This window comes from Polaromonas sp. P1_F9, assembly GCF_056405615.1.
In genome coordinates, this window is record NZ_JBFUBT010000005.1 from 203,298 (window position 1) to 224,566 (window position 21,269).

Genomic DNA, 21,269 nt, shown 5'->3' on the forward strand with positions numbered 1-21,269 from the left:
AGCGGGTTCCTGCTCACAAGGCGCTCCGAGCGCAGTTTTTCACCCCACGCCCTGTGGTGAAATCAGCCCATGACCGCCCCCCAAAAACTCCTTGTCTTCGCCGGCAGCATCCGCCAAAACTCCTTCAACCGCAAACTCGCCCAGGTGACCGCCACACTGGCGCGCGCCAGCGGCGCCGAAGTCACCCACATCGAGCTGGCTGATTTCGACATCCCCATGTACAACGCCGACCTCGAAGCCAAAGGCACACCGCCCGACGTCATGAAACTCAAGCAGCTCATGTTTGAACACCCGGCCTGGATCATCTGCTCGCCCGAGTACAACGGCAGCTACACCGCGCTGCTCAAGAACACCATCGACTGGGTCTCCAGCCCCGTCAAGAGCGACCCCGCCTGGCACGAAGGCTTCAAGTCTTTCACCGGCAAAGTCGTGGGCATTCTCAGCGCATCGCCCGGCGCGCTGGGCGGCCTGCGCTCGCAAAGCCACCTGGTGCCGTTGCTGCTCAACGCGCAATGCTGGGTCGCGCCCAAGGCATTTGCCCTGGGCCGCGCCGGCACTGCCTTTGACACCGAGGGCAAGCTGCTCGATGACGCGCACCTCAAAAATGTGCAGGCAGTGATCGACCAGGTGCTGTTCGCCAGCGCCCGGCTGGCGGCCTGATTCATTAAAGAATGGAGGCCAGGGCACGCGTGCGTTCCATCGCGCCAGCCTTGGTCGCCGCCAGTTCCTCCGGCGCCACCAAGGTCGGCGCGGCACTGATTTCCGCGTCGACCACGATATCCAGGAAGCGCAGCCAGCGCCGCAGGTACGGCTTCTGGAAATCAGATTCGTCCTCATCAGGCCGCAGCGGATACGCGCCGGCGCTTGAATACACGAGCGTCGCGCGCTTGCCCGGCAGCAGGGCCTGGTAGCCGGCCTGCCGCGACCAGGACCAGTTCTGTCCCGGCAAGGTCACGACGTCGATGAAATGCTTGAGCCGGTAAGGGATGCCGAAATTCCACATCGGCAGGCTGAAGAGGTAGCGGTCAGCCGCGTTGAAGCGCTGCGACACCGCTACCGCACGCGCCCACAAGGCCTGCTGCGGCACCGTCGCGTTCTGCGCGCGCAGCACGGCGAACTTGGCGGCGATCATGTCGGCGTCAAAAGGCGGTAGATCAATGTCCCAGACATTGATCGTGTCCACGGTGTCCTCGGGGTGCGCCTTGCGCCAGGCTTCCCGCCAGGCAGCGGCCACGGTGCTTGAGGTTGACGCGGCTTTCATCGGCGAGGCTTCTATAAAGAGCAGATGGGTCATGGTTTTCTCCGTGCAGGGGAGGGTGTCACGCTGTGCCATTCAGCAGGCGCAGGCCCACCATGCCAGCCACCACCAATGCCACGCACAGCAGGCGCAGCGCCGAGGCGCTCTCGCCCATCCAGAGGATGCCGATCACGGTCACGCCGACCGAGCCTATGCCGGTCCAGATCGCGTAGGCCGTGCCCACGGGCAGGGTCTTGACGGCATGCGTCAAAAAGAAAATGCTGGCGCCCGCGGCCGCCACGCCCAGCACGCTGGGCAAGAGCCGGGTCCAGCCCTGGGAAGATTTGAGGAGCAAGGCCATTGCGATTTCGACAATGCTTGCGGCGAGTAGGTAAAGCCAGGCCATGGGGGTCGTTCTTTCGGTAACAGGGTTAAGAGGGTCAAGAGGGTCAAGAGGGTTAAAGAGGGAAAAAATCAAAGAGCCGCCAGCTTAGGTTTACGATTACCCATAGACAAGTACGCACCTTCTGGTAACCATGACAATTCCCGACGACCTCCCCGCCGATTCCTCAACTGTGTTTAGCCAGGCTTGCCCTTCGCGCCAGGCGCTGGAGCTGGTCGCCAGCAAATGGGCGCTGCTGGTGATCCCGGCGCTGGCCGAGGGCCCGGTGCGCAACAACGAGCTGATGCGCAAGATCGAAGGCATCTCGCAAAAGATGCTGACGCAAACCCTCAAGGAGCTGGTGCGCAACGGCCTGGTGCTGCGCTTTGACCGCCAGACCGTGCCACCCCATGTGGAATACCAGCTCAGCGCGCTGGGCCTGTCGCTCAGCGAAACGCTGATTTCGCTCGACAACTGGGCCGAGCGCAACCACCAGAACCTGAAGGCGGCGCGGGAACGTTTCGACGCATCCTTCATGTAGCGCATGGGGGTTAGCCTCATTAGCGGAATCACGTAGCGCCGCGCCTCACGTACGGTCCTATATTGGGACCACGACAAGACAAACGACAACGATCCGGAGACATCACATGAAACAGACGAACACGCGCCGCGGCGCATTGCAATTCGGCCTCAAGGCCGGCGGCGCACTGGCTGCTGTCTCGGCCTTTCCGGGGCTGCTGCACGCACAGGCCGGCTGGCCCGGCAAACCGATACGCCTGCTGGTGCCCTTCGCGCCCGGCGGCAGTTCGGAAATCGTCGCGCGTTCGGCCGCCAACGAACTCACCAAGAGCCTGGGCCAGACCGTGTTTGTCGAAAACAAGCCCGGCGCCAGCGGCAACATCGCGATGCAGGAATGCGCGGCCTCCACCGACGGCCACACCATCATCCTGGGCCACATCGGCACCATGGCGGTCAACCCGTTTATCTTCGACAAGCTGCCCTTCGACACCAACAGGGACTTCAAGCCCATCTCGCTGCTGGCCAAGGTGCCCAGCCTCTACGTCGTCAATGCCAGCGTGCCCGCCAACAACCTCAAGGAGTTCATCGCGCTGGCCAAGGCCAAGCCCGGCCAGCTCAATTACGGTTCGGCCGGCAACGGTAGCGCCGGCCACCTCGCCTTTGAATACCTGAAGGTCGCCACCGGCATTTTTGTGCTGCACGTGCCTTACCGCGGCACCGGCCCGCAACTCACCGACCTGCTGGCCGGCCGCCTGGAAGCCGCCAGCGTGGGGGCGCCCGCCATCCTGGCGCACATCAAGTCGGGCAAGCTGCGTTGCATCGCCACCGGCACCAAGGAACGCCTGCCCCAGCTGCCCGACGTGCCCACGGTCGCCGAAAGCGGCTACCCGGGTTTTGAGATGACCCAGTGGTATGGCCTGAATGCGCCCGCCAACATGCCGCAGGCCAACATAGACCGCATTGCCGAGGCCTGCAGCAAGGCCATGCGCAACCCGCAAGCCACCGAGCGCCTGCGCGGCGACACGGCCCAGCCCGTGGGCGACACGCCGGCGCAATACGGCGCCTTCATCAAGAGCGAGCAGGCGCGCTGGAAGCTGGTCGCCGAACGGGCGAAAATCAAGCCTGACTAAACCCGGCTTCCCAAGGCCTCACACGAGCCATCCACCATGAACTGCCGCCCCGGCTGCGGCGCCTGCTGCATCGCGCCGTCCATCAGCTCCGCCATCCCCGGCATGCCGCAAGGCAAGCCGGCCGGCGTGCGCTGCGTGCAGCTGGGCGATGCCAACCAGTGCCTGATCTTCGGCCTGCCTGAGCGGCCAGCATGTTGTTCCGGACTACAGCCTGCCGTGGAAATGTGCGGGACATCACGCGAACTGGCCATCCAATGGCTGGATGACCTTGAGCGTTCCACGTCTACAACGTCGGCTACGTCCCTCACAGATTGATGGACTCAGGCCATCGCTCTGCAGCCCCCGGGGGCCGCAAGCTCCTTGGGTCGACCCGGCACCCATCGCGTTCTACCGTTTCGATAGCACCTACGGTAGCCCGCTACCGTAATCGCGGCCTGCGCCAGCCGTAATTTTCCGACTGGGCTGCGGCCTGGTTCCATCGCACACTGACGTCACAGCTTCTTGTGTGGACGGACTCCGCGGATCCAATATCGCCATCCAAGCTGGCTTCCATTTCCATCCATTGACAAAGGACACTCGCCATGAAGAGGTTACTTGCATTTGTATACGGCTTGACGGCCTATGCCGTTTCCTTCGGCACAACCTTATACGCCGTCGGTTTCATTGGCAACATTCTGGTCCCCAAGACCATTGACTCTGCACCGCATACACACTGGACGCAGGCACTGTTGGCCAACGTCTTGTTGATCGGCGTATTTGCGCTGCAGCACAGCGTCATGGCCAGGCCCGCATTCAAAAAGGCCTGGACGCGTATTGTTCCTGAACCCGTGGAACGTAGCACCTATGTCCTGGCCTCAAGCCTGGCCCTGATGTTGCTGTTCTGGCTGTGGCAGCCCATGGGCGGCGTTGTCTGGAACGTGCAAGACACCAACGGCAGAACACTGCTCTACATCCTGTATGCGCTGGGATGGCTGACCCTGTTTGGCAGCACCTATGCCATCAACCATTGGGACTTGTTTGGCCTGCGGCAGGTTTACTGCTACTTGCGCGGCGAGTCCTACCAAACCATCTCGTTTGCATCACCAGGCCCTTACCGGTACGTACGCCACCCCATCTACCTGGGTTGGTTGCTGACTTTCTGGGTGACGCCCACCATGACGATCGCGCATCTGGTGTTTGCTGTTGCCACCACGCTGTATATCCTGATCGCGATCCGGTTCGAAGAACGCGACCTGATCGACTATTTCGGTGACAGCTACCGGCAGTATCGCAAGCGCGTGGCGATGATCATTCCATTTCCCGGAAAGACGCTTCGCTAAGGCCAAGGCGTCAACATGGCCGCTTGTGAACATGCCTTGGAGATGCTTTTAAGCACGGGATATCCGCCTCATTGAAGCGAGGCGGACCCTGGGCCAGATGTCGTTGGACTGCGCCCCGGTCGCCTCTTACAATCGGTGCGATGCCCCGGGAACGACAACAGCAGATCCGCTTTTGCACCAGCGCGGACGGCGCGCGACTGGCCGTTGCGACGCTCGGGGAAGGCGCGCCCCTGGTCAAGGCGGCCACCTGGCTGACCCATGTCGAGAAGGAGCCGAGCAACCTGTTCACCCGGCACTGGGTGTCCGAGCTGAGCCGCGGCAATACCCTCATCCGCTACGACTCCCGCGGCTGCGGCTTGTCGGAACGGCAGGTCGAACGCATTTCCATGGAAGCCTGGATCGAGGACCTGGAGGCCGTGGTCGCCACCCTGGCCATAGACCGCTTTCCCCTGTTTGGCATGTCCCAGGGCGCAGCCATCGCCGTCAACTACGCGGCGCGCCACCCGGACAGGGTCAGCCACCTGGTGCTCTATGGCGCTTGCGCTCGCGGCCTGTTGAAACGCGATCCGCCGGCCAAGGTCATCGACGCGGCGCTGGCCATGCTCAAGGCGGCAGAACTGGGCTGGGGCTCCAACAGTTCGTCGTTCAGGCAAGTGTTCATTTCCCAGTTGCTGCATGATGCAACGGCGGAACAGCAGCGCGCGGTCGACGAAGCGCAGCGGCTGACGATCTCCGGCGCGAACGCCGTGCGTTTCCTCAAGGAGGTCTTCGAGATCGACTTGCGCGAATCGGCGCCCAAGGTGCGCTGCCCAACGCTGGTGTTCCACGCCAAAGACGACCCCTGTTTTCCCTTCGAGGAGGGCCGTCTGCTCGCATCGCTGATCCCGAACGCGCGCTTTATACCGCTAGAGAGCAAAAACCACCTGCCGTTCGAGACCGAGGCCGCCTGGCCCGTGTTTCTGTCCGAATTTCGGGCCTTCCTGCCCGGGACCGGCGCCGAATCCGCACCACGTGATGCGAACGCACCAACGACCAGCAAGCCGCTGCTGACACCGCGGCAAATCGAGATCCTGCGCGAGGTTGGGCAGGGCCAGACCGACAAGCAGATTGCGCGCAAGCTCGCCTTAAGTCCGCGCACCGTTGAAATGCATGTCGCGAACGCACTGCTGGCCTTGAAGTGCCGCACGCGCGCCGAGGCGGTGAGGCGCGCAACAGAACTCGCGTTGATCACCTCGGCCCCCGGGTGACCTTGGCCACCAGCTCCTTGGGCTCGCGCCTTCAGGTGCGCTCGGTGGCGAGGATTGGGCTCGCAGTCAACGCACCCTCAGCACTGTGCGCCCCTGAGCCGAGCGCTGTGTGACCTTGTGCATGCCGGTGCGAAACTCCTCCAATGGAAAGCTGGCGCTGACATGTGGTTTGATGCTGCCCTGTGCCACCCATGCGAGCAACTGGGCATCGGCATCAAGACTGGCCTGCGGAAAGCGCTCAGCCCAGGCGCCCCAATAGGAGCCTACGATGGAATAGTTCTTCAGCAACGGGAGGTTCATGGGGACCGAGACTATTTCCCCGCTGGTGAAACCAACCGGCAGCATCCGCCCGCCCCAGTTCATCAACCGTGTCATGGTGCTGAAAATTTCCCCGCCAATGTTGTCGAAGAACACGTCAACCCCTTTGCCGCCGGTGATGTCCTTGATCCGTTGGCGCAGGTCTTCACTGCCATAGACAATGACTTCCTGCGCTCCATGCGCCCTGGTGATCCCGGCCTTGTCCGGCGTCCCCACACCGGCGATGATGGTTGCGCCGAGGTGCCGCGCCAGATCAACCGCCGCCAGCCCCACGCCCCCGGCCGCGCCCGATATGAAGATAACCTCACCGGCCTGCAGCCTGGCGCAGTCAAGCAGCGCGTAACGGGCGGTTCCATAGCAATGGCGAACGGTGGAGCCGGTCTCGAAATCGACGGCGTCCGGAAGCAAAACCGTCGCGTCCTGCGAAGCGACCACCCGTTCCGCATAACAACCAGACCAACCGCCGCAAATCACCCGGTCACCCGGCTTGAAGCGGGTGACCTCGCTGCCGACTTCGGCCACCACGCCCGCCGCGTCCGTTCCTGGCACAAAAGGGGTCTGCGGGCGCAGCTGGTACTTGCCGGCAACCATCAGGCAATCCATGAAGCTGATGGAGGCGGCATGCACGTCGACCAGTACTTGATGAGGGCGCGGCTTCGGGGAGTCCATGGTTCCAAGCACCAGGGAATCGACGCCATCAAAGGTGTTGCAAATAACGGCGCGCATCATCAGCCCATCCCTTTGACACGAATGGCCACGACTTCTGCACTGGCGCACTCGGCGCCATTCTGCAAAACCCGGCATGCCACCACAAATTTCCGGTCGGTTTGTTCCTGGACCCGCGCGTAGAAATCCAGGGAAGCGTCAATTGCCACGGGTTTGAGGTAGTTGACGGTCAATCTGCCGGTGACAAATGCAAACGGTGGGGGACCGCCTGCCAGATCGTGGCCCAACTGCCGGCAAGCGGTGGCCAGCGCGGTCCAGATGGCATGGCAATCAACGACGGAGGCAATTGCTCCGCCATACACAAAACCAGGGTGGCCGACGTGAAAGGGTTGCGGGCGCCAGCGGCACACCAGCTCCTTACCCACCCAATGGCTCTTGATTTGCAGGCCGTGCGCGTTGAGAGCGCCGCAGCCGAAACAATGGACTTTGAACTGATCCTGCAGCGCCTGTCCGGCCTCGGCCTGCATCTGATCTTCGACAACGGGTTCCTGAACGCTCATCACAACTCCATGAAAAATACATGGAGCCAGTGTTGCATCGCCCGCCGGGCCAGGTAACTGTGCCTACTACGGTATTGGCGCCCGGCGCCACGGTACACCTACGGTAACCCGAACTCGCGAAACACGCTACACGGCCCACCCTGGGCTAGCGCGACACATTGCCCAGCGCCTCCAGCCGCGCGGCCGAAACAATCTCGATGCGCCGGTAGCGCAGCGCGATCGCGCCTTGTTCCACCATGGCCTTGAGCTCCACCGACAGCGTTTGCCGGCTGACGCCCAGCATCATGGCCAGCGCCTCCTGCGACACCGGCACCACCGGCCGGGCCTTCAGCGCCAGCGTGGCATCGCCACGCGCCAGCAGCAACAAGCGGCGCGCCACGCGCGCGCGGGTCGAACGCAGCGCCGCGTCTTCCACCATGCCGTACAGCGAGCGCACGCGTGCCGCCAGCAGCCCCGCAATCGCCCGGGCAAAGGGCGCGCCCTCCATCAGCGCGGCAAAAGCCGCCTGCGGCACCACCAGCACCTCTACCGCCGACAGCGCCGTGGCATCGTGGGTGCGCGGCTCGCCGTCCATCAGGGAAATTTCACCGATCCAGTTGCCGGCCTCCAGCACCACCAGGATGGCCTCGCGACCGTCCTCGCGCAACGATGAGATCTTGAGCATCCCGCCCAGCAGGCCGTAAAAGCCACCGGGCGCATCGCCCTGGCGGAACAGCATCTCGCCGGGCCGCAGGCGCAGCACTTCGGCTGACGCCAGCAGCGCCTCCTTATCCGCCAGCGGCAGCGCGCCAAACCAGGGATTGGCCGACATGCGCGCCATGGGGGAGGGCGGGGGAGGTGTCGCGGGAACGATAGGCATGCGGCCAATTGTCAAATTTTTGACAGTTCGCCGTCAAGCACGGACGTATCGTGCACCTGAGCTCATTAAAACCATTACTCAACCACTACCCCGGAGACAAACCCCATGCATATTCCGTCCCTCAAAGAAGTCGTCAGCGCCGAAGAATGGCAATTGCGCTGCGACCTCGCCGCCTGCTACCGCCTGGTCGCGCTTTACGGCTGGAGCGACCTGGTCTTCACCCACATCAGCGCCAAGCTGCCCGAATCGGTCTCCGGCGCCGGCAACCACCACTTCCTGATCAACCCCTACGGCCTGATGTTCGACGAGATCACCGCGTCCAGCCTGGTCAAGATCGACGGCCAGTGCAACAAGGTGATTGATTCGCCCTTCCCGGTGAACCCGGCCGGCTTTGTGATCCACAGTGCGGTGCATGAGGCGCGCGCCGACGCCGGCTGCGTGCTGCACACCCATACGCGCGCCGGCGTGGCCGTGAGCGCGCAGAAGTGCGGCGTGCTGCCCATCAGCCAGCAGTCCACCTTCGTGCTGGCGTCCCTGGCGTACCACGCGTACGAAGGCGTGGCCTTCCGCGACGACGAAAAGCCGCGCCTGCAGGCCGACCTGGGCAACGCCAATTTCCTGATGCTGCGCAACCACGGCCTGCTGGTGGTGGGCAAGACGATTGCCGACGCTTTCCTCAGCATGTACACCTTCGAGAACACCTGTCGCATCCAGCTCGACGCGCAGGCCGGTGGCGAACTCACCGAGGTCAACCCGCTGATCGTCAAAGGTGTGGCCGAGGCCATGCGCGTGCAGACCGGCGGCCTGAGTGGGGCTTTTGTCTGGCCCTCGCTGATTCGCAAGCTCGACAAACTCGACGAAAGCTACAAGTCATGAGCGGCGGCTCGCCTGTCGTCGCGCAGCTGCTGATCGCGGCGCTCGCGCTGGTCATGCTCGGCCTGGGCATGACCCTGAAGGTCGAGGACTTCACCCGCCTGCTCAAATACCCCAAGGCCGTGGCGGTGGCACTGGTGCTGCAGGTCATCGTGCTGCCCGCGGCCTGCTACGCGATCATCGTGCTGCTGAATGTGCCGCCGCTCTTTGCGGTGGGGCTGATGCTGCTGGCCGCGTCGCCCGGCGGTATTTCGGCCAACCTGTTCAGCCACCTGTTCGGCGGCAACGTGGCCATGAACATCTCGCTGACCGCCATCAATACGCTGCTGTCCATCGTCACCATGCCGGTGATCGCGAACTGGGCGATCGACACCTTCGCCAAAACAGGCCAGGTGGTGCCGCTGCAGTTTGGCAAGGTGGTGGAGGTGATCGTCATCGTGCTGGTGCCAGTGGCCATCGGCATGTGGCTGCGCACGCGCAAACCCGCCTGGGCCGCGCGCAGCGAAAACCCGACCAAGGTCTTCAGCATCATCGTGCTGGCCGTGGTGGCCATAGGCGCAGTCGTCAAGGAGTGGCAGTCACTCACCACCACTTTCGCCGCGATCGGCCCGGCGGTATTGGCTTTCAACCTCGTGAGCCTGCTGGCCGGCTACTACGTCTCGCGGGCCACGGGCCTGGACAAACCCATCTCGACCGCCATCAGCTACGAGATCGGCATTCACAACGCGACGCTGGCCATCTTCATTGCGCTGGCCGTGCTGAACAACTTCCAGCTGGCCCTGCCGGCGGCGATTTACTCCTTCAGCATGTACATCACGGCCACGCTGTTCGGGCTGCTGGTGCTGAAGCGCCGCAACGCGGCAGTCATGGCAGCACCGGCAAGGTAAACGACACCCTAAACCGTGACCACGGTCAGCGCGGGCGAATGCACGCCTGTTGAAACGCCGGGCAGGATGTCTCCCTCGGTGATCGAGAGTTCCTTGCGCAGCATCTGCACACCGCCAAAAATGGTGGCAAAGGCCACGTCCTTGGCGTCGCGGCCTGTGCCCACGCGCACCAGGCGGTCGATAGGCGCCATGCGTGTCGGGTCAAAAATCACCCATCGCCCTTCCAGCCACGCTTCAAACACGGCATGGAAATCTTCCGGCGGCTCGTCAAAATGCACATACCCCACCACCAGCCGCGCGGGAATGTTCAAGGCCCGGCACAGCGTGATGCCCAGGTGTGCAAAGTCACGGCAGACACCCGCGCGCTGCACAAACACCTCCTGCGCGGTGGTCGTGGAATTGCTGAAACCCGGCAGGTAGCCAATCGAGTCGTGAATCCAGGCCTCGATGGCACGCACTCTGCCAATGCCCGGCAGCAAATGGCCAAACAGCTGCTGCGCGGCACGGCTCATGACATCGGATTCGCAATAGCGGCTGGGCATCAGGTAGCGCAGCACTTCATCCGGCACCGCCGTCACGGGGGTTTCGTCCAGGTGCAGGGGCACCGGGGCCGGATGCAGCTCCACGCGCGCATGGTAGTTCACCGAAAGCACGCCCTTGGGAGCATCCAGCCGAATAAAGCGGTTGCCGCTGCGCTCATCCGAAAAATTCCGCACCTTCATGCTGGGCGTGATGGTCAGGCGCTCTTCCACAACGTGGTGGCCTTCGTGAAAAGCCGCCTCGATGTGAAACAGGAAATGGGCAGGATGAGTGACCTCGTATTCCAGCAGCAGGTCAATAAGGGTGGTGTGCATAAGCCTGAACCGGTGAAAAGAAACCTTGTGGATGCTTGAGTCGCCACGACGGCACGGTTTGCAGGGATGTGCGTCAGGCGGACGCGCAGTCAGAGACGTGTGCGGTGGCCGACTTCCCGGTTCTCGGCCGGTGCAAACCAGTTTTTGCAGGTCACAAACACAATACGGGCCGCGCGCTCCAGCACATCGGCAGACGGTGCAGCCGGCCGGCGCGCACGCAGGCGGTTGATCAGTAAAAACTCGGCAATGCTGGCCTGAAAACCCAGCGGCCGTTTGGGCGCCACACCGGCAGGCGGCGCAGGCAGACGCGCAGCCTCATTGCCCGGCTGCCGCCACGGGTGGAACAGCCGCTGCCGGAACCGCGCGGCCATGGTGCTGGCCGGCATGTCGGTGCTCGCAGCCATCTACTTCAGCGCTTTCTTTGCAGCGCCCACACCCAGCGCAGCCAACACGACGAAGATAACCGCCAGTATCAGGAACAGGCCGAACAGGATTTTGGCAATACCGGCAGCGCCCGCCGCCACACCACCGAAACCGAGGGCAGCGGCAACCAATGAAATCAGCGCAAAAATAATCGCGTACTTGAGCATGATGGCCTCCAGAAAGTGGCCTCTTGCGCGAATGCGCAGGATGAGGCGTTATGGCGTTACGCACGTCGTGGGCACGTCATGGACATCCAAGTGTGAAGTCAAGGTGAGTCGACGCAGCCCATGACCCATAAGCACATGCTAAAAGCAGGCGGCGATTTTCCGAATCAGCAGCGCCCGCATGGCCCTGTAGGACAAGGGCGCAGCAGCTCAACGCAAGTTCAGAGTCGCTATGACTTTAGGAGCAAGCAAGCGCCTGTTGATGCGACAAGCAGGAGAGTGCCGGGCCTACTTGCCAAAGATGCCGCGCAGGCTCTTGCCGACCTTTTCGCCCACACCGGCGCCGGCACCAGTACCCACGCCAGGCAACAGCACGGTGCCGATGGCGGCCCCCAGCAGCGCTGCACGCGACAGCGTGACCTCCGGGTTGTCCAGCGTGCCACCCACCACCAGCGGCACCCCCACGGCGCCACCAATGGCACTGCCGAGCTTGCTGTCGCCGGCCAGGGTCACACTGACCTGCCCGCTCAGGGCTTTCGCGGACGAGACGGCCACATTGCCGGTGGCGCTCAAGGCCCCGGAGCTCGCCACCAGGTTGGTCAGCTGCGCCGACCGCCCCAGGGTGCTGACCTGCCCGGCCAATGTATCCAGCCGGGTCTGGCCACCACGGCTCAGCCCCACCGTCTTGACCGCCTTGGCCAGGTCCAGGCCGTTCACCACCGCATCGCGCACCGTGAAGGTGGTGTGGCTCTGCAACGCATCCACCAGCGCAGCCGTGGTGGCGGCGCGCGCGTTGAGCGTGGTCGTGGCGTCAAGCTGGCCGGTCAGGGCCTTGGCGGGCGCCGTCAGCGCGGACACCTCGACACCGCTGGTTTTCAGCTGCCCCTGCAGCACCAGTTCTTCCGCCGAACGCGCCACCGGCGGCGCCTTGGCGCCCGGCTTGGCGGCGGCCACTGCTGCTGCAGCCGCCACAAAACCGCGCTGCAGGCCCAGGCGGCCTTCCAGCTTGCCGCCGCCCACCTTCACAAGCAAGTCCCACTGTGCGGCACCGCCGGCCTCGCCGGCTTGCGCTTCCACGCGTTGCAGCGTTGCTTCCAGGCCCTGGAGGTTGCCTTCCGTCAATTTGAGCGAAGCGTTCTCCGGCAGTCCATCGGCGCCCAGGCTGGCCTCGCCCTTGACCGTGGTGCGTGCGCCGGTGGTGTTCACCCAGGTGACGTCGTCCAGCACCGTGCGGCGCGGCAACCAGTCAAGCCGGTTCATTTCCGGGCCCGTGTTGGCTGCAGACGCCGGTGCGCCCGGTTTGACAGGCACCGCCTGCTTCTTCTTTTGCAGCAGCAGGAGCAGCGCATCAATGCCCTGCTGCGGCAACACCGCCCGGCGCACCCGCAGGGTGGCCACTTCCAGGCGCCCCTGCAACAGCGGGCGCCATTCGGGCCGCACTTCCACGCGCTCCAGCGTCAGCGGCGGCTTGCTTTGCACGGAAATACCGCTCAGCGCCACAGCGGGCAAAGGCCAGATGTCCACCGCCACCCGGTCCAGGGTCAGGGGAACGCCCAGCGCGGCCGACGCCTCCCGCTCAACGCGCTGGCGGAAGTCGTCCGTGCTGACCCAGCGGTGCAAGGTGTAGGCCACCACGGCCAGAAGCACCATCAAGCCGAGGGCCAGGAACACCAGCCATTTGAAAAGTTTTGCCATGCGGCTATTGTGGCGCGCCGGCCAGCAATAATCCGCCGTTCCGGCTAGCATCAGGGGCTGTGCGACATTCCCGCCACACTCCCGCCGCACTTCGCTACCCCACAAAGGACAAAACACCATGAAACTTTACTACTCCCCCGGCGCCTGCTCCCTGTCACCCCACATCACGCTGCACGAGTCGGGCCTGAAGTTCGAGCATGTGCTGGCGCCCACCAAAACCCACCAGCTGGAAGACGGCACCGACTACTACACCATCAACCCTCTGGGTTATGTCCCGCTGCTGGAGCTGGACGACGGCACACGCATCGCCGAAGGCCCGGCCATCGTGCAGTACATCGCCGACCAGGTGCCGGAGAAGAAACTCGCACCCGCCAACGGCACGCTGGAGCGCTACAAGCTGCAGTCCTGGCTGACTTTTGTCGGCACCGAACTGCACAAGGGCTTCAGCCCGCTGTTCAATGCCGCCACACCGGCCGACTACAAGACCATCGTCATCGACAAACTGCTGTCGCGTCTCAAGTGGGTGGACAGCCAGCTCGCCGGCAAGCAGTACCTGATGGGCGATGCCTTCAGCGTGGCCGATCCTTATCTGTTTACGGTTACCAATTGGGCGCCTCGGGTGGGAGTGGATATTTCGGGGTTTGCGAACATTGCTGCGTTTCGGGAGCGTGTGGCTGCGCGTCCTGCTGTGCAGGCTGCGATGAAACATGAGGGATTGCTGAAGTAAGTGGCATCTTGGGACGCTGATCTTGGTTTGCGTTCCGGGGCCGGGGTTGCCGGCGGCAACTCACTTTCTTTTGCGTCGCCAAAAGAAAGTAAGCAAAGAAAAGGCGACCCTGGTTCCTGCGTCCCTCCGCTTCGCTGCGGGCAACCTGCGGTGCTCGGTCCAGCCGGGGTCAAAAACAACTCGCCTTCGGCTCAAACAAGTTTTTGCCCTGATCCGTCTGGACCTCCGCTCCTCGGCGCATCCTCAAGGGGCGAACGGGATCGGAAGCGGGGACAAGTAGCTGCAATAGCACGATTCAAGCAACCCGTGTTGGGCGGGCCAATCCAAACAGGGCCAAACTGGCCCTGTTTTCATTTCCGCAGCTTTTGACCTTCAGGACCAATCATGCCCACCTTATTCGATTCCAACAAAGCCGGTGACCTGGCCCTTGCCAACCGCATCGTAATGGCGCCGCTCACGCGCAACCGCTCACCCAACGCCATCCCGACCGACATCGCGCAGATTTATTACGGCCAGCGTGCCAGCGCCGGGCTGCTGATCACCGAGGCTACCGCCGTCAGCCATCAGGGCCAGGGCTATGCCGACGTGCCGGGCCTGTACGGCACCGAGCAGCTCGATGCCTGGAAAAAGGTCACCCACGCTGTGCATGAAAAAGGCGGCAAGATCGTCGTGCAGCTCTGGCATGTCGGCCGGGTTTCACACACCAAACTCCAACCCGACGGCGGCAAGCCGGTCGCGCCTTCGGCCATCACCGCCAAGACCAAGACCGTGCTGATCGAGGACGGCGTGCCGACCTTTGTCGAGACTTCCGAGCCGCGCGCACTCACGTCCGAAGAAATCCCGGGCATCGTGCATACCTTTGCCGCGGCGGCGCGCAATGCCGTGGAAACCGCCGGCTTTGACGGCGTGGAAATCCACGGCGCCAACGGCTACCTGCTCGACCAGTTCCTCAAAGACGGCAGCAACAAGCGCACCGACGACTACGGCGGCAGCATCGAAAACCGCGCCCGCCTGCTGCTGGAAATCACGCGAGCTGTCACGGACGCGGTAGGCGGCGGTCGCACCGGCATTCGCCTGTCGCCCGTCACGCCCGCCAACGACGTGCATGACAGCAACCCCCAGCCGCTGTTTGACTACGTGGTCAAGCAGCTTGCCACACTCAATCTCGCCTACATCCACATCATCGAAGGCGCCACCGGCGGCCCGCGCGAAATCGACGACCGCCCGTTCGACTACAAGGCACTCAAGGCCGCCTACCGTCAGGCCGGCGGCAAGGGTGCCTGGATGGTCAACAACGGCTACGACCAGGTGCTGGCTGAAAAAGCTGTCGCCAACGGCGCCGACCTGGTCGCCTTCGGCAAGCCCTACATCGCCAACCCGGACCTGGTGGAACGCCTGCGCGTGAGCGCGCCGCTCAACACGCCCGACAAGGCCACTTTTTACGGCGGCCGCGAAAAGGGCTACACAGACTATCCAGCGCTATCAAATTAATAGCTGCTCGCGCCCGTTCAGATTGCCTGAGCGGGCCTTTTTTATCCATGAACCCGATCTAGGCCCGGTTCGGTGCCGCCAGACGCAGGCCGTGCAGTGCGGCTTCCTGCGGGTCGGCAGCCAGCGTCACGGCACTCACCACGGCCACGCCGCTGACGCCGCACGCCATCACCCCGGCGATGCGGTCCAGCGAGATGCCGCCTATCGCCACCACCGGATAGGGCGCAGCGCGCAGGGCCCAATCGCGCAGGCGTTCCAGCCCCACCGGCTCGTAAGGCATGACCTTGAGCGTCGTTGGGTAGACCGGGCCGATCGCCAGGTAAGACGGCTGCACCGCATGCGCGCGCGCCAGTTCGGCTGGCGTGTGGGTGCTCAGGCCCAGTCGCACGCCGCCGGTGCGCAGCGCATCCAGGTTGGCCGTGTCCAGGTCTTCCTGGCCCAGGTGCACCCCATAGGCGCCGAAATCCAGCGCCAGCTTCCAATGGTCGTTGATGAAAACCTGCGCACCCTTGACGCCGCGCCCGGCGGCAATCGCCGCCTGCACTTCGGCGGAAATCTCCGCTGGCGTGTGGCCCGCCGCCTTGATGCGCAGCTGGACAGTGCGCACGCCCCAGCCCAGCAGGCGTTTGACCCAGGCTGCGTCGGGCACCACGGGGTAAAAACCAATCGGGCCGGTCAATGGGGCAAAGGCGGGTGTTTTCATCGGAAGTCCAGTCAGGGTGCGTGCCAGAAGGGTACGCCAACCGTCGGCGTGGAAGCCTGCGCGGCAGCCCGCTCCGGCATGGGGGTTGACTCATAAGCGGCGCGGCCGGCGGCCACGCCGTCGGCAAAAGCGCGCGCCATGCGCACCGGGTCACCGGCCTGCGCCACCGCGGTGTTCAGCAGCACGGCATCAAAACCGAGTTCCATCACCGCCGCGGCATGCGAAGGCCGGCCGATGCCGGCATCGACCACCAGCACCGCATCGGGCAGGCGGCGGCGCATGGTCTCCAGCGCATAAGGGTTCAGCGGCCCGCGGCCCGTGCCGATGGGCGCGGCCCAGGGCATCACGGCAGCGCAGCCCGCATCGCGCAGGCGCTGGGCAATCACCAGGTCATCCGTCGTGTAGGCAAACACGGCAAATCCGTCTTTGGCCAGCACCGTCGCGGCGTGCAGGGTGGCGTGCGTGTCGGGCTGCAAGGTGTAGTCGTCGCCGATCACTTCCAGCTTGATCCAGGTCGTGCCAAAAATCTCGCGCGCCATCTGCGCCAGCGTGATCGCTTCTTCAGCACTGTGGCAACCCGCCGTATTGGGCAGGATGTGGCAGCCCAGCGCCTGGATGCGCTGCCAGAAACTGTTGCCCCCGCCGCTCTCGGGCTGCAGCCGGCGCAGGCCGACCGTCAGCACTTCGCACCCGCTGGCACGCACCGCATCGCTCATCACCTGCGGCGAAGGGTAATGCGAAGTGCCAAGGAAGAAGCGGCTGGACAAAGTCTTGCCACCGACCGTCAGGGGCTGGCCGTGGGCGATGGTTGAAACTGCGGAGCTGGCTCTATCGCTCATGTTCAGCCTCCGGTAATAGGAGTGACGACATCGATGCGGTCGCCGTTTTGCAATGCGCGCTCCGGCCACTGGGGCCGCGGCACAAAACCGTTGTTGATGGCGCAGGCAAAGGCGCTCTTGAAGTCGTAGCCCCGCGCCTGTAGCAAAGCCTGCAGGGTTGACGCATCGGTTTCCATGCGCTCGCCATTCAAAGAGATCTGCAATGTTGTCGTCGTCATGTCATTCATTCTCCGTACCCAGGAGTTTATGGACAAGCCCATCCACCAGCGCGGGCGCACACAGATAACCATGACGGTACAGGCCATTGATATGCCAGACACCGTTGCGCAGCGCAATCGCCGGCCGGTGGTCGTCCAGCGCAGGCCGCAGCGCAGCCGCCAGGCGCAGCACCCGGGCCTCGCCAAAAGCCGGGTGCAGGCTGTGCAGCGCGCTGGCCAGTTCGAGTGTGGATCGCAAGGTCACCGGCCCGCTGTCTTCCGACTCCAGCTCGGTCGCGCCCACCACAAAACGGTGGCCGGGCCGCGGCGCCACATACAGCTGGTAGCGCGGATGCATCAGGCGCACCGGACGCTGCAACATCACGCCGGCGCATTCGACGGTGAGCACCTCGCCGCGCACGCCGCGCAGCTGCGGCCAGCTTTCCTTCGCACCCACACCGCGTGCGTCCACCGCAATATCCACACGATGAGTTTGTCCGGCGCAGACGATGCGCCCCTCTTCCACAGCGTTGACTGCCTGGCCTTCGAGCCAGGTGCCGCCCAGCCTGTCGATCTCCACCGCCAGCGCGGCCATCCACTGGTCATTGGCCAGCTGGCCTTCGCCCTCCAGCAACAAGCCACCGCCAAAGCGCCCGGCAAACGCCGGCTCGGCACGGCCCAGCGCAGCGGCGTCAAGCGCCTGCACCTGCGCGCGTGACGCATCAGGCAGCTTGTGCATCAGCAGGCGGGTGAAATGTTCCAGCGAACTCTGATCGGGCGCATGGGCCACCACCAACGTACCTTCGCGCCGGAAATACACCGGCACGCCTTCAGCCTCCAGTTCGGCAATCCACTGCGGCCACAGCTGCATGGAGCGCTGGCCCAGGGCAAACACGGCCTCGTCCGCCACCGCCAGTTCCGCCAGCGGCGACAGCATCGCCGCCGCCGTCATCGAGGCTGTGGCCAGGTCATCACGCGTCCGCGCATCGAACAGGCTGACACGGCAGCCGGCACGCAGCAGGCGCCAGGCCAGCGTGCGGCCGGCCAGGCCTGCGCCCGCAATACCGATGTGCAAAGTGCTCATGTCAGGGATAGCTCCGAAACAACTCAGGAATAAATCTCGCTCCCGCCTTCGCGGAACTCCTTGGCCTTTTCCTCAAAGCCGGTGGCGATCTGCTTGATGGGAATTGTCGTGGCGGCCGACGCCAGCGTGGTGGTGGCCGGGTTGAGCCGCGCAAACTCGCGCACCTCCTGCGAGATTTTCATCGAGCAGAACTTGGGCCCGCACATCGAGCAGAAATGCGCCACCTTGGCATTCTCTTTGGGCAGCGTTTCGTCGTGATACGCCATCGCCGTGTCAGGGTCGATCGCCAGGCGGAACTGGTCTTCCCAGCGGAACTCGAAGCGCGCTTTGGACACCGCGTTGTCCCACATCTGCGCGCCCGGGTAGCCCTTGGCCAGGTCGCCCGCATGCGCGGCGATCTTGTAGGCGATCAGGCCCTGCTTCACGTCGTCGCGGTTCGGCAGGCCCAGGTGTTCTTTTGGCGTCACGTAGCAGAGCATGGCCGTGCCGTACCAGCCGATGTTGGCTGCGCCCATGGCAGAAGAGATGTGGTCGTAGCCTGGCGAAATGTCGGTGATCAGCGGGCCCAGCGTGTAGAAAGGCGCTTCAAAGCAGGCTTCGAGCTGCTTGTCGACGTTTTCTTTCACCAGCTGCAACGGCACATGGCCGGGGCCTTCGATCATCACCTGCACGTCGTGCTTCCAGGCGATCTGCGTGAGCTCGCCCAGCGTGTGCAGCTCGGCAAACTGCGCTTCGTCGTTCGCATCGGCAATCGAGCCGGGGCGCAGGCCGTCCCCCAGCGAGAAGCACACGTCATACGCCTTCATGATCTCGCAGATCTCGTCAAAGCGTTCGTACAAAAAGCTTTCCTTGTGATGCGACAAACACCACTTGGCCATGATGGAGCCGCCACGCGAGACGATGCCCGTCAGGCGATTGGCGGTGAGCGGCACATAGGCCAGGCGCACACCAGCGTGGATGGTGAAGTAATCAACCCCCTGCTCGGCCTGCTCGATCAACGTGTCGCGGAAGATTTCCCAGGTCAGGTCTTCGGCCTTGCCGTTGACTTTTTCCAGCGCCTGGTAAATCGGCACCGTGCCGATGGGCACCGGCGAATTGCGCAAAATCCACTCGCGCGTTTCATGGATGTTCTCGCCGGTCGACAAGTCCATCACGGTATCTGCACCCCAGCGAATCGACCAGACCAGCTTGTCGACTTCTTCCTCAATGCTCGACGTAACGGCCGAGTTGCCGATGTTGGCATTGACCTTGATCAGGAAGTTGCGGCCGATGATCATCGGCTCGCTCTCGGGGTGGTTGATGTTGTTCGGAATCACGGCACGGCCGCGCGCCACTTCGTCGCGAACAAATTCGGCGGTGATCTGCTCCGGGATCGCGGCGTTGAAGGAATGCCCTTTTTTCGGCATGCGCTCAGTGGCCAGGCGCTCGGCCAGTTGCGCGCGCACCAGGTTTTCGCGCACCGCGATGTATTCCATCTCGGGGGTGATGATGCCTTTGCGCGCGTAATGCATCTGCGACACATTGGCGCCCGCCTTGGCGCGGCGCGGCACGGGCGCATGCGCCATGCGCAGCGCGGCCAGGGCCGGGTCGTTCAGGCGTTCGCGGCCATAGGCGCTGCTGATGCCGGGCAGGGCTTCGGTGTCCTGGCGCTCGTTGATCCACGCGCCCCGAAGCGGCGGCAGGCCGCGCGTTATGTCGATGGGCGAAGCCGGGTCGGTGTAGACACCCGAGGCGTCATACAAACGCAGCGGCGGGTTGGCTTCGCGGCGCGGCTCACCGGCGCCTTCGTGCACCAGTGTGTCTGTCAGCGTAACTTCGCGAAAAGGCACGCGGATGTCGGGGCGCGAGCCTTCAATATAGATTTTTGCGGAGCCCGGAAAAGGCGCGCGCGTGATGCGACTGGTGAGGTCTTGGGTGTCAACGGTGAGACGGGTTTTGGCCATGGCTTTGTTCTCCTGAATTCCAGAGGTGGGGTGCCTGCTGGGGAGCCGGGGGTCCATCGGTGGCACCTGGTGTGCCGCTGCGGAGTTCCGGAGCCAATTGCGTTGTTCCCTACGCGGGGATAATCCCGATCAGGTTCAGCGGGTCTCGCATACTGCGATCTCAGCCTCGAAAGCTTCCTCACAGAAACATCCTTGGCACCCCGACAAGCTGAGGCCATTGTAGGCAAGCCAAACGGCCATGGCAAATGACCCCGGTCAATTCGCTGCAATTTCGTCGCCCTCTCCAACTCCTCTCCCCTTCAAGCGGGGGCCGCGGAACTGGCTTCGCCAGGCCGCAGGCGCCGTCCCCTGGAAGGGGAAAAGGCACTACACGAAGTGAGTGCCGATAGGGGTGAAACTTTACCTTTCGGCAACGGCGGGGAAACAGACGGCCCGCACACTTGCTTTCAACCTGAAGCCAAAAGCCGTATGTCACGACTCGATGGAACTCAGGCATCTTCTCCTGAAAGGAAGTTCCTCATGAAATTCGCATTCAACCGCCCTGCTTCCCTCAACAGCCTCGTACTGGCCGGCCTGCTGGCAACCGTCGGCGCCGGTGCCATGGCACAAACGCCTCCCGCACCACCCGCCGGATCGCCGCCCGCCGCAGGCAAGCCTGCCGGCCCCCACGAAGGCCGCATGGGCCACCGCGACCCCGCCAAGATGCAGGCCATGATCGCCAAGCACCAGGCCGAGCTCAAGGCCAAGCTCAAGATCACGCCCGCCCAGGAAGGCGCGTGGACCAGCTACACGGCTTCCATGCAACCGCCCGCACACGGTGCACGCCCCACGCCGGAGCAACGCGCCGAGTTCGACAAGCTGACCACGCCCCAGCGCATCGACAAGATGAAGGAAATGCGCACCCAGCGCATGGCCGAGATGAACACGGCGATGGACAAGCGCGGCGAAGCCACCAAGACCTTCTATGCGGCGCTCACACCCGAGCAGCAAAAAACCTTTGACGCCGAGCACAAAAAGCACGGCATGCGCCATGGCGGTCCTCGCGGCCAGGGTGGCCCCGCCCCGCAAAAGGGTTGAGCCCTGACGGCGGCACGCTGAACTGAAGCGGCGTCAGGCCCGCACAGCAGCCCCAACGGCTGCGTGCGGGCTTTT

25 protein-coding genes and 1 riboswitch are annotated in these 21,269 nt (G+C 63.8%); of the genes, 11 read left to right on the plus strand and 14 right to left on the minus strand.

Annotated elements, in window-relative coordinates; all coding sequences use genetic code 11:
• Positions 1-69 precede the first annotated feature (69 nt).
• Positions 70-660 (plus strand): NADPH-dependent FMN reductase, encoded by a 591-nt coding sequence (locus tag AC1DYR_RS16690; RefSeq protein ID WP_477706091.1) that lies wholly within the window; start codon positions 70-72, stop codon positions 658-660.
• A 4-nt stretch (positions 661-664) separates the two neighbouring features.
• Here AC1DYR_RS16690 and AC1DYR_RS16695 read toward each other — a convergent pair whose 3' ends face one another.
• Both AC1DYR_RS16695 and AC1DYR_RS16700 read right to left on the minus strand, forming a co-directional pair.
• Positions 665-1,294 (minus strand): FMN-dependent NADH-azoreductase, encoded by a 630-nt coding sequence (locus AC1DYR_RS16695; RefSeq protein WP_477706092.1) that lies wholly within the window; start codon positions 1,292-1,294, stop codon positions 665-667.
• A 25-nt stretch (positions 1,295-1,319) separates the two neighbouring features.
• Complete coding sequence (locus tag AC1DYR_RS16700) at positions 1,320-1,643, minus strand: DMT family transporter (protein WP_477706093.1); 324 nt, start codon at positions 1,641-1,643, stop codon at positions 1,320-1,322.
• 130 nt (positions 1,644-1,773) lie between these two features.
• Here AC1DYR_RS16700 and AC1DYR_RS16705 point away from each other — a divergent pair, with 130 nt between their 5' ends.
• The 5 genes from AC1DYR_RS16705 (at position 1,774) to AC1DYR_RS16725 (ending at position 5,834) form a co-directional block, all read left to right on the plus strand.
• A complete protein-coding gene (locus AC1DYR_RS16705; RefSeq protein WP_477706094.1) occupies positions 1,774-2,160 on the plus strand; it encodes a winged helix-turn-helix transcriptional regulator in 387 nt (128 codons plus the stop codon).
• Between the two features lie 106 nt (positions 2,161-2,266).
• Positions 2,267-3,268 (plus strand): Bug family tripartite tricarboxylate transporter substrate binding protein, encoded by a 1,002-nt coding sequence (locus tag AC1DYR_RS16710; RefSeq protein ID WP_477706095.1) that lies wholly within the window; start codon positions 2,267-2,269, stop codon positions 3,266-3,268.
• A 36-nt stretch (positions 3,269-3,304) separates the two neighbouring features.
• Positions 3,305-3,583, plus strand: coding sequence for a YkgJ family cysteine cluster protein (locus tag AC1DYR_RS16715; RefSeq protein ID WP_477706096.1), 279 nt, complete (start codon positions 3,305-3,307; stop codon positions 3,581-3,583).
• Positions 3,584-3,849: 266 nt separating this feature from the next.
• A complete protein-coding gene (gene mddA / locus AC1DYR_RS16720; RefSeq protein ID WP_477706097.1) occupies positions 3,850-4,587 on the plus strand; it encodes a methanethiol S-methyltransferase in 738 nt (245 codons plus the stop codon).
• Positions 4,588-4,727: 140 nt separating this feature from the next.
• Positions 4,728-5,834 carry an alpha/beta fold hydrolase gene (locus AC1DYR_RS16725; RefSeq protein ID WP_477706098.1) on the plus strand — a complete coding sequence of 369 codons (1,107 nt, stop codon included), beginning with the start codon at positions 4,728-4,730 and terminating at the stop codon, positions 5,832-5,834.
• A 66-nt stretch (positions 5,835-5,900) separates the two neighbouring features.
• Here the strand turns inward: AC1DYR_RS16725 and AC1DYR_RS16730 are convergent, their stop codons facing one another.
• The 3 genes from AC1DYR_RS16730 to AC1DYR_RS16740 all read right to left on the minus strand — a co-directional run bounded on the left by AC1DYR_RS16730 (position 5,901) and on the right by AC1DYR_RS16740 (position 8,237).
• Entirely contained in the window at positions 5,901-6,878 is a 978-nt protein-coding gene (locus AC1DYR_RS16730; protein WP_477706099.1) for an NADPH:quinone oxidoreductase family protein, read from the minus strand.
• Between the two features lie 2 nt (positions 6,879-6,880).
• Positions 6,881-7,345, minus strand: a complete 465-nt coding sequence (locus AC1DYR_RS16735; RefSeq protein WP_477706100.1) for a PaaI family thioesterase — start codon at positions 7,343-7,345, stop codon at positions 6,881-6,883.
• 178 nt (positions 7,346-7,523) lie between these two features.
• Positions 7,524-8,237, minus strand: coding sequence for a Crp/Fnr family transcriptional regulator (locus tag AC1DYR_RS16740; protein WP_477706101.1), 714 nt, complete (start codon positions 8,235-8,237; stop codon positions 7,524-7,526).
• Positions 8,238-8,342: 105 nt separating this feature from the next.
• On the opposite strand from AC1DYR_RS16740, the gene AC1DYR_RS16745 reads away from it, so the two are divergent.
• Together AC1DYR_RS16745 and AC1DYR_RS16750 are read left to right on the plus strand one after the other, a co-directional pair.
• A complete protein-coding gene (locus AC1DYR_RS16745; RefSeq protein ID WP_477706102.1) occupies positions 8,343-9,113 on the plus strand; it encodes a class II aldolase/adducin family protein in 771 nt (256 codons plus the stop codon).
• Complete coding sequence (locus tag AC1DYR_RS16750) at positions 9,110-9,997, plus strand: bile acid:sodium symporter family protein (protein WP_477706103.1); 888 nt, start codon at positions 9,110-9,112, stop codon at positions 9,995-9,997. The genes AC1DYR_RS16745 and AC1DYR_RS16750 overlap by 4 nt, the downstream gene beginning before the upstream one ends.
• 8 nt (positions 9,998-10,005) lie before the next feature.
• Here the strand turns inward: AC1DYR_RS16750 and AC1DYR_RS16755 are convergent, their stop codons facing one another.
• The 4 genes from AC1DYR_RS16755 to AC1DYR_RS16770 form a co-directional block, all read right to left on the minus strand.
• Complete coding sequence (locus AC1DYR_RS16755) at positions 10,006-10,851, minus strand: transglutaminase-like domain-containing protein (protein WP_477706104.1); 846 nt, start codon at positions 10,849-10,851, stop codon at positions 10,006-10,008.
• Between the two features lie 89 nt (positions 10,852-10,940).
• Positions 10,941-11,255, minus strand: a complete 315-nt coding sequence (locus tag AC1DYR_RS16760) for a hypothetical protein (protein WP_477706105.1) — start codon at positions 11,253-11,255, stop codon at positions 10,941-10,943.
• Complete coding sequence (locus tag AC1DYR_RS16765) at positions 11,256-11,441, minus strand: DUF1328 family protein (RefSeq protein WP_477647032.1); 186 nt, start codon at positions 11,439-11,441, stop codon at positions 11,256-11,258. It abuts the gene before it with no gap.
• 285 nt (positions 11,442-11,726) lie between these two features.
• On the minus strand, positions 11,727-13,133 hold the full coding sequence (locus AC1DYR_RS16770) for an AsmA family protein (RefSeq protein WP_477706106.1): 1,407 nt from the start codon (positions 13,131-13,133) through the stop codon (positions 11,727-11,729).
• A gap of 118 nt (positions 13,134-13,251) precedes the next feature.
• On the opposite strand from AC1DYR_RS16770, the gene gstA reads away from it, so the two are divergent.
• Together gstA and AC1DYR_RS16780 are read left to right on the plus strand one after the other, a co-directional pair.
• On the plus strand, positions 13,252-13,860 hold the full coding sequence (gene gstA / locus AC1DYR_RS16775; RefSeq protein WP_457281861.1) for a glutathione transferase GstA: 609 nt from the start codon (positions 13,252-13,254) through the stop codon (positions 13,858-13,860).
• A gap of 384 nt (positions 13,861-14,244) precedes the next feature.
• Positions 14,245-15,351: an alkene reductase gene (locus AC1DYR_RS16780; RefSeq protein WP_477706107.1), complete on the plus strand. Its 1,107-nt coding sequence runs from the start codon at positions 14,245-14,247 to the stop codon at positions 15,349-15,351.
• 58 nt (positions 15,352-15,409) lie between these two features.
• On the opposite strand, the gene thiE is transcribed toward AC1DYR_RS16780, so the two are convergent.
• Genes thiE through thiC form a run of 5 tightly spaced genes read right to left on the minus strand, consistent with a single transcriptional unit; the run spans position 15,410 to position 20,117 of the window.
• Positions 15,410-16,054, minus strand: coding sequence for a thiamine phosphate synthase (thiE, locus tag AC1DYR_RS16785; protein WP_477706108.1), 645 nt, complete (start codon positions 16,052-16,054; stop codon positions 15,410-15,412).
• An 11-nt stretch (positions 16,055-16,065) separates the two neighbouring features.
• Entirely contained in the window at positions 16,066-16,893 is an 828-nt protein-coding gene (locus AC1DYR_RS16790) for a thiazole synthase (RefSeq protein WP_477706109.1), read from the minus strand.
• Positions 16,894-16,895: 2 nt separating this feature from the next.
• The gene (gene thiS / locus AC1DYR_RS16795) at positions 16,896-17,111 is read right to left on the minus strand and encodes a sulfur carrier protein ThiS (protein ID WP_477706110.1); all 216 of its coding nucleotides are present in this window, start codon (positions 17,109-17,111) and stop codon (positions 16,896-16,898) included.
• A gap of 1 nt (position 17,112) precedes the next feature.
• A complete protein-coding gene (gene thiO / locus AC1DYR_RS16800) occupies positions 17,113-18,174 on the minus strand; it encodes a glycine oxidase ThiO (protein WP_477706111.1) in 1,062 nt (353 codons plus the stop codon).
• 23 nt (positions 18,175-18,197) lie between these two features.
• Positions 18,198-20,117 (minus strand): phosphomethylpyrimidine synthase ThiC, encoded by a 1,920-nt coding sequence (thiC, locus tag AC1DYR_RS16805; protein ID WP_477706112.1) that lies wholly within the window; start codon positions 20,115-20,117, stop codon positions 18,198-18,200.
• An 89-nt stretch (positions 20,118-20,206) separates the two neighbouring features.
• A riboswitch (TPP riboswitch) is annotated at positions 20,207-20,330 on the minus strand.
• A gap of 306 nt (positions 20,331-20,636) precedes the next feature.
• On the opposite strand from thiC, the gene AC1DYR_RS16810 reads away from it, so the two are divergent.
• Positions 20,637-21,194 (plus strand): Spy/CpxP family protein refolding chaperone, encoded by a 558-nt coding sequence (locus tag AC1DYR_RS16810; protein WP_477647021.1) that lies wholly within the window; start codon positions 20,637-20,639, stop codon positions 21,192-21,194.
• The last annotated feature ends 75 nt before the right edge of the window (positions 21,195-21,269 follow it).

Excerpts from the sequence above, each read along its gene's own strand:
- AC1DYR_RS16710 (WP_477706095.1), top strand. The coding sequence starts at position 2,267 with ATGAAACAGACGAACACGCGCCGCGGCGCATTGCAATTCGGCCTCAAG.
- AC1DYR_RS16730 (WP_477706099.1), bottom strand. The coding sequence starts at position 6,878 with ATGCGCGCCGTTATTTGCAACACCTTTGATGGCGTCGATTCCCTGGTG.
- AC1DYR_RS16750 (WP_477706103.1), top strand. The coding sequence starts at position 9,110 with ATGAGCGGCGGCTCGCCTGTCGTCGCGCAGCTGCTGATCGCGGCGCTC.
- AC1DYR_RS16740 (WP_477706101.1), bottom strand. The coding sequence starts at position 8,237 with ATGCCTATCGTTCCCGCGACACCTCCCCCGCCCTCCCCCATGGCGCGC.
- AC1DYR_RS16765 (WP_477647032.1), bottom strand. The coding sequence starts at position 11,441 with ATGCTCAAGTACGCGATTATTTTTGCGCTGATTTCATTGGTTGCCGCT.
- AC1DYR_RS16695 (WP_477706092.1), bottom strand. The coding sequence starts at position 1,294 with ATGACCCATCTGCTCTTTATAGAAGCCTCGCCGATGAAAGCCGCGTCA.
- thiE (WP_477706108.1), bottom strand. The coding sequence starts at position 16,054 with ATGAAAACACCCGCCTTTGCCCCATTGACCGGCCCGATTGGTTTTTAC.
- AC1DYR_RS16770 (WP_477706106.1), bottom strand. The coding sequence starts at position 13,133 with ATGGCAAAACTTTTCAAATGGCTGGTGTTCCTGGCCCTCGGCTTGATG.
- AC1DYR_RS16790 (WP_477706109.1), bottom strand. The coding sequence starts at position 16,893 with ATGAGCGATAGAGCCAGCTCCGCAGTTTCAACCATCGCCCACGGCCAG.
- AC1DYR_RS16780 (WP_477706107.1), top strand. The coding sequence starts at position 14,245 with ATGCCCACCTTATTCGATTCCAACAAAGCCGGTGACCTGGCCCTTGCC.
- thiO (WP_477706111.1), bottom strand. The coding sequence starts at position 18,174 with ATGAGCACTTTGCACATCGGTATTGCGGGCGCAGGCCTGGCCGGCCGC.
- AC1DYR_RS16760 (WP_477706105.1), bottom strand. The coding sequence starts at position 11,255 with ATGGCTGCGAGCACCGACATGCCGGCCAGCACCATGGCCGCGCGGTTC.
- AC1DYR_RS16705 (WP_477706094.1), top strand. The coding sequence starts at position 1,774 with ATGACAATTCCCGACGACCTCCCCGCCGATTCCTCAACTGTGTTTAGC.
- AC1DYR_RS16810 (WP_477647021.1), top strand. The coding sequence starts at position 20,637 with ATGAAATTCGCATTCAACCGCCCTGCTTCCCTCAACAGCCTCGTACTG.
- AC1DYR_RS16735 (WP_477706100.1), bottom strand. The coding sequence starts at position 7,345 with ATGCAGGCCGAGGCCGGACAGGCGCTGCAGGATCAGTTCAAAGTCCAT.
- gstA (WP_457281861.1), top strand. The coding sequence starts at position 13,252 with ATGAAACTTTACTACTCCCCCGGCGCCTGCTCCCTGTCACCCCACATC.
- thiC (WP_477706112.1), bottom strand. The coding sequence starts at position 20,117 with ATGGCCAAAACCCGTCTCACCGTTGACACCCAAGACCTCACCAGTCGC.
- thiS (WP_477706110.1), bottom strand. The coding sequence starts at position 17,111 with ATGACGACGACAACATTGCAGATCTCTTTGAATGGCGAGCGCATGGAA.
- AC1DYR_RS16755 (WP_477706104.1), bottom strand. The coding sequence starts at position 10,851 with ATGCACACCACCCTTATTGACCTGCTGCTGGAATACGAGGTCACTCAT.
- AC1DYR_RS16690 (WP_477706091.1), top strand. The coding sequence starts at position 70 with ATGACCGCCCCCCAAAAACTCCTTGTCTTCGCCGGCAGCATCCGCCAA.
- AC1DYR_RS16715 (WP_477706096.1), top strand. The coding sequence starts at position 3,305 with ATGAACTGCCGCCCCGGCTGCGGCGCCTGCTGCATCGCGCCGTCCATC.
- mddA (WP_477706097.1), top strand. The coding sequence starts at position 3,850 with ATGAAGAGGTTACTTGCATTTGTATACGGCTTGACGGCCTATGCCGTT.
- AC1DYR_RS16700 (WP_477706093.1), bottom strand. The coding sequence starts at position 1,643 with ATGGCCTGGCTTTACCTACTCGCCGCAAGCATTGTCGAAATCGCAATG.
- AC1DYR_RS16745 (WP_477706102.1), top strand. The coding sequence starts at position 8,343 with ATGCATATTCCGTCCCTCAAAGAAGTCGTCAGCGCCGAAGAATGGCAA.
- AC1DYR_RS16725 (WP_477706098.1), top strand. The coding sequence starts at position 4,728 with ATGCCCCGGGAACGACAACAGCAGATCCGCTTTTGCACCAGCGCGGAC.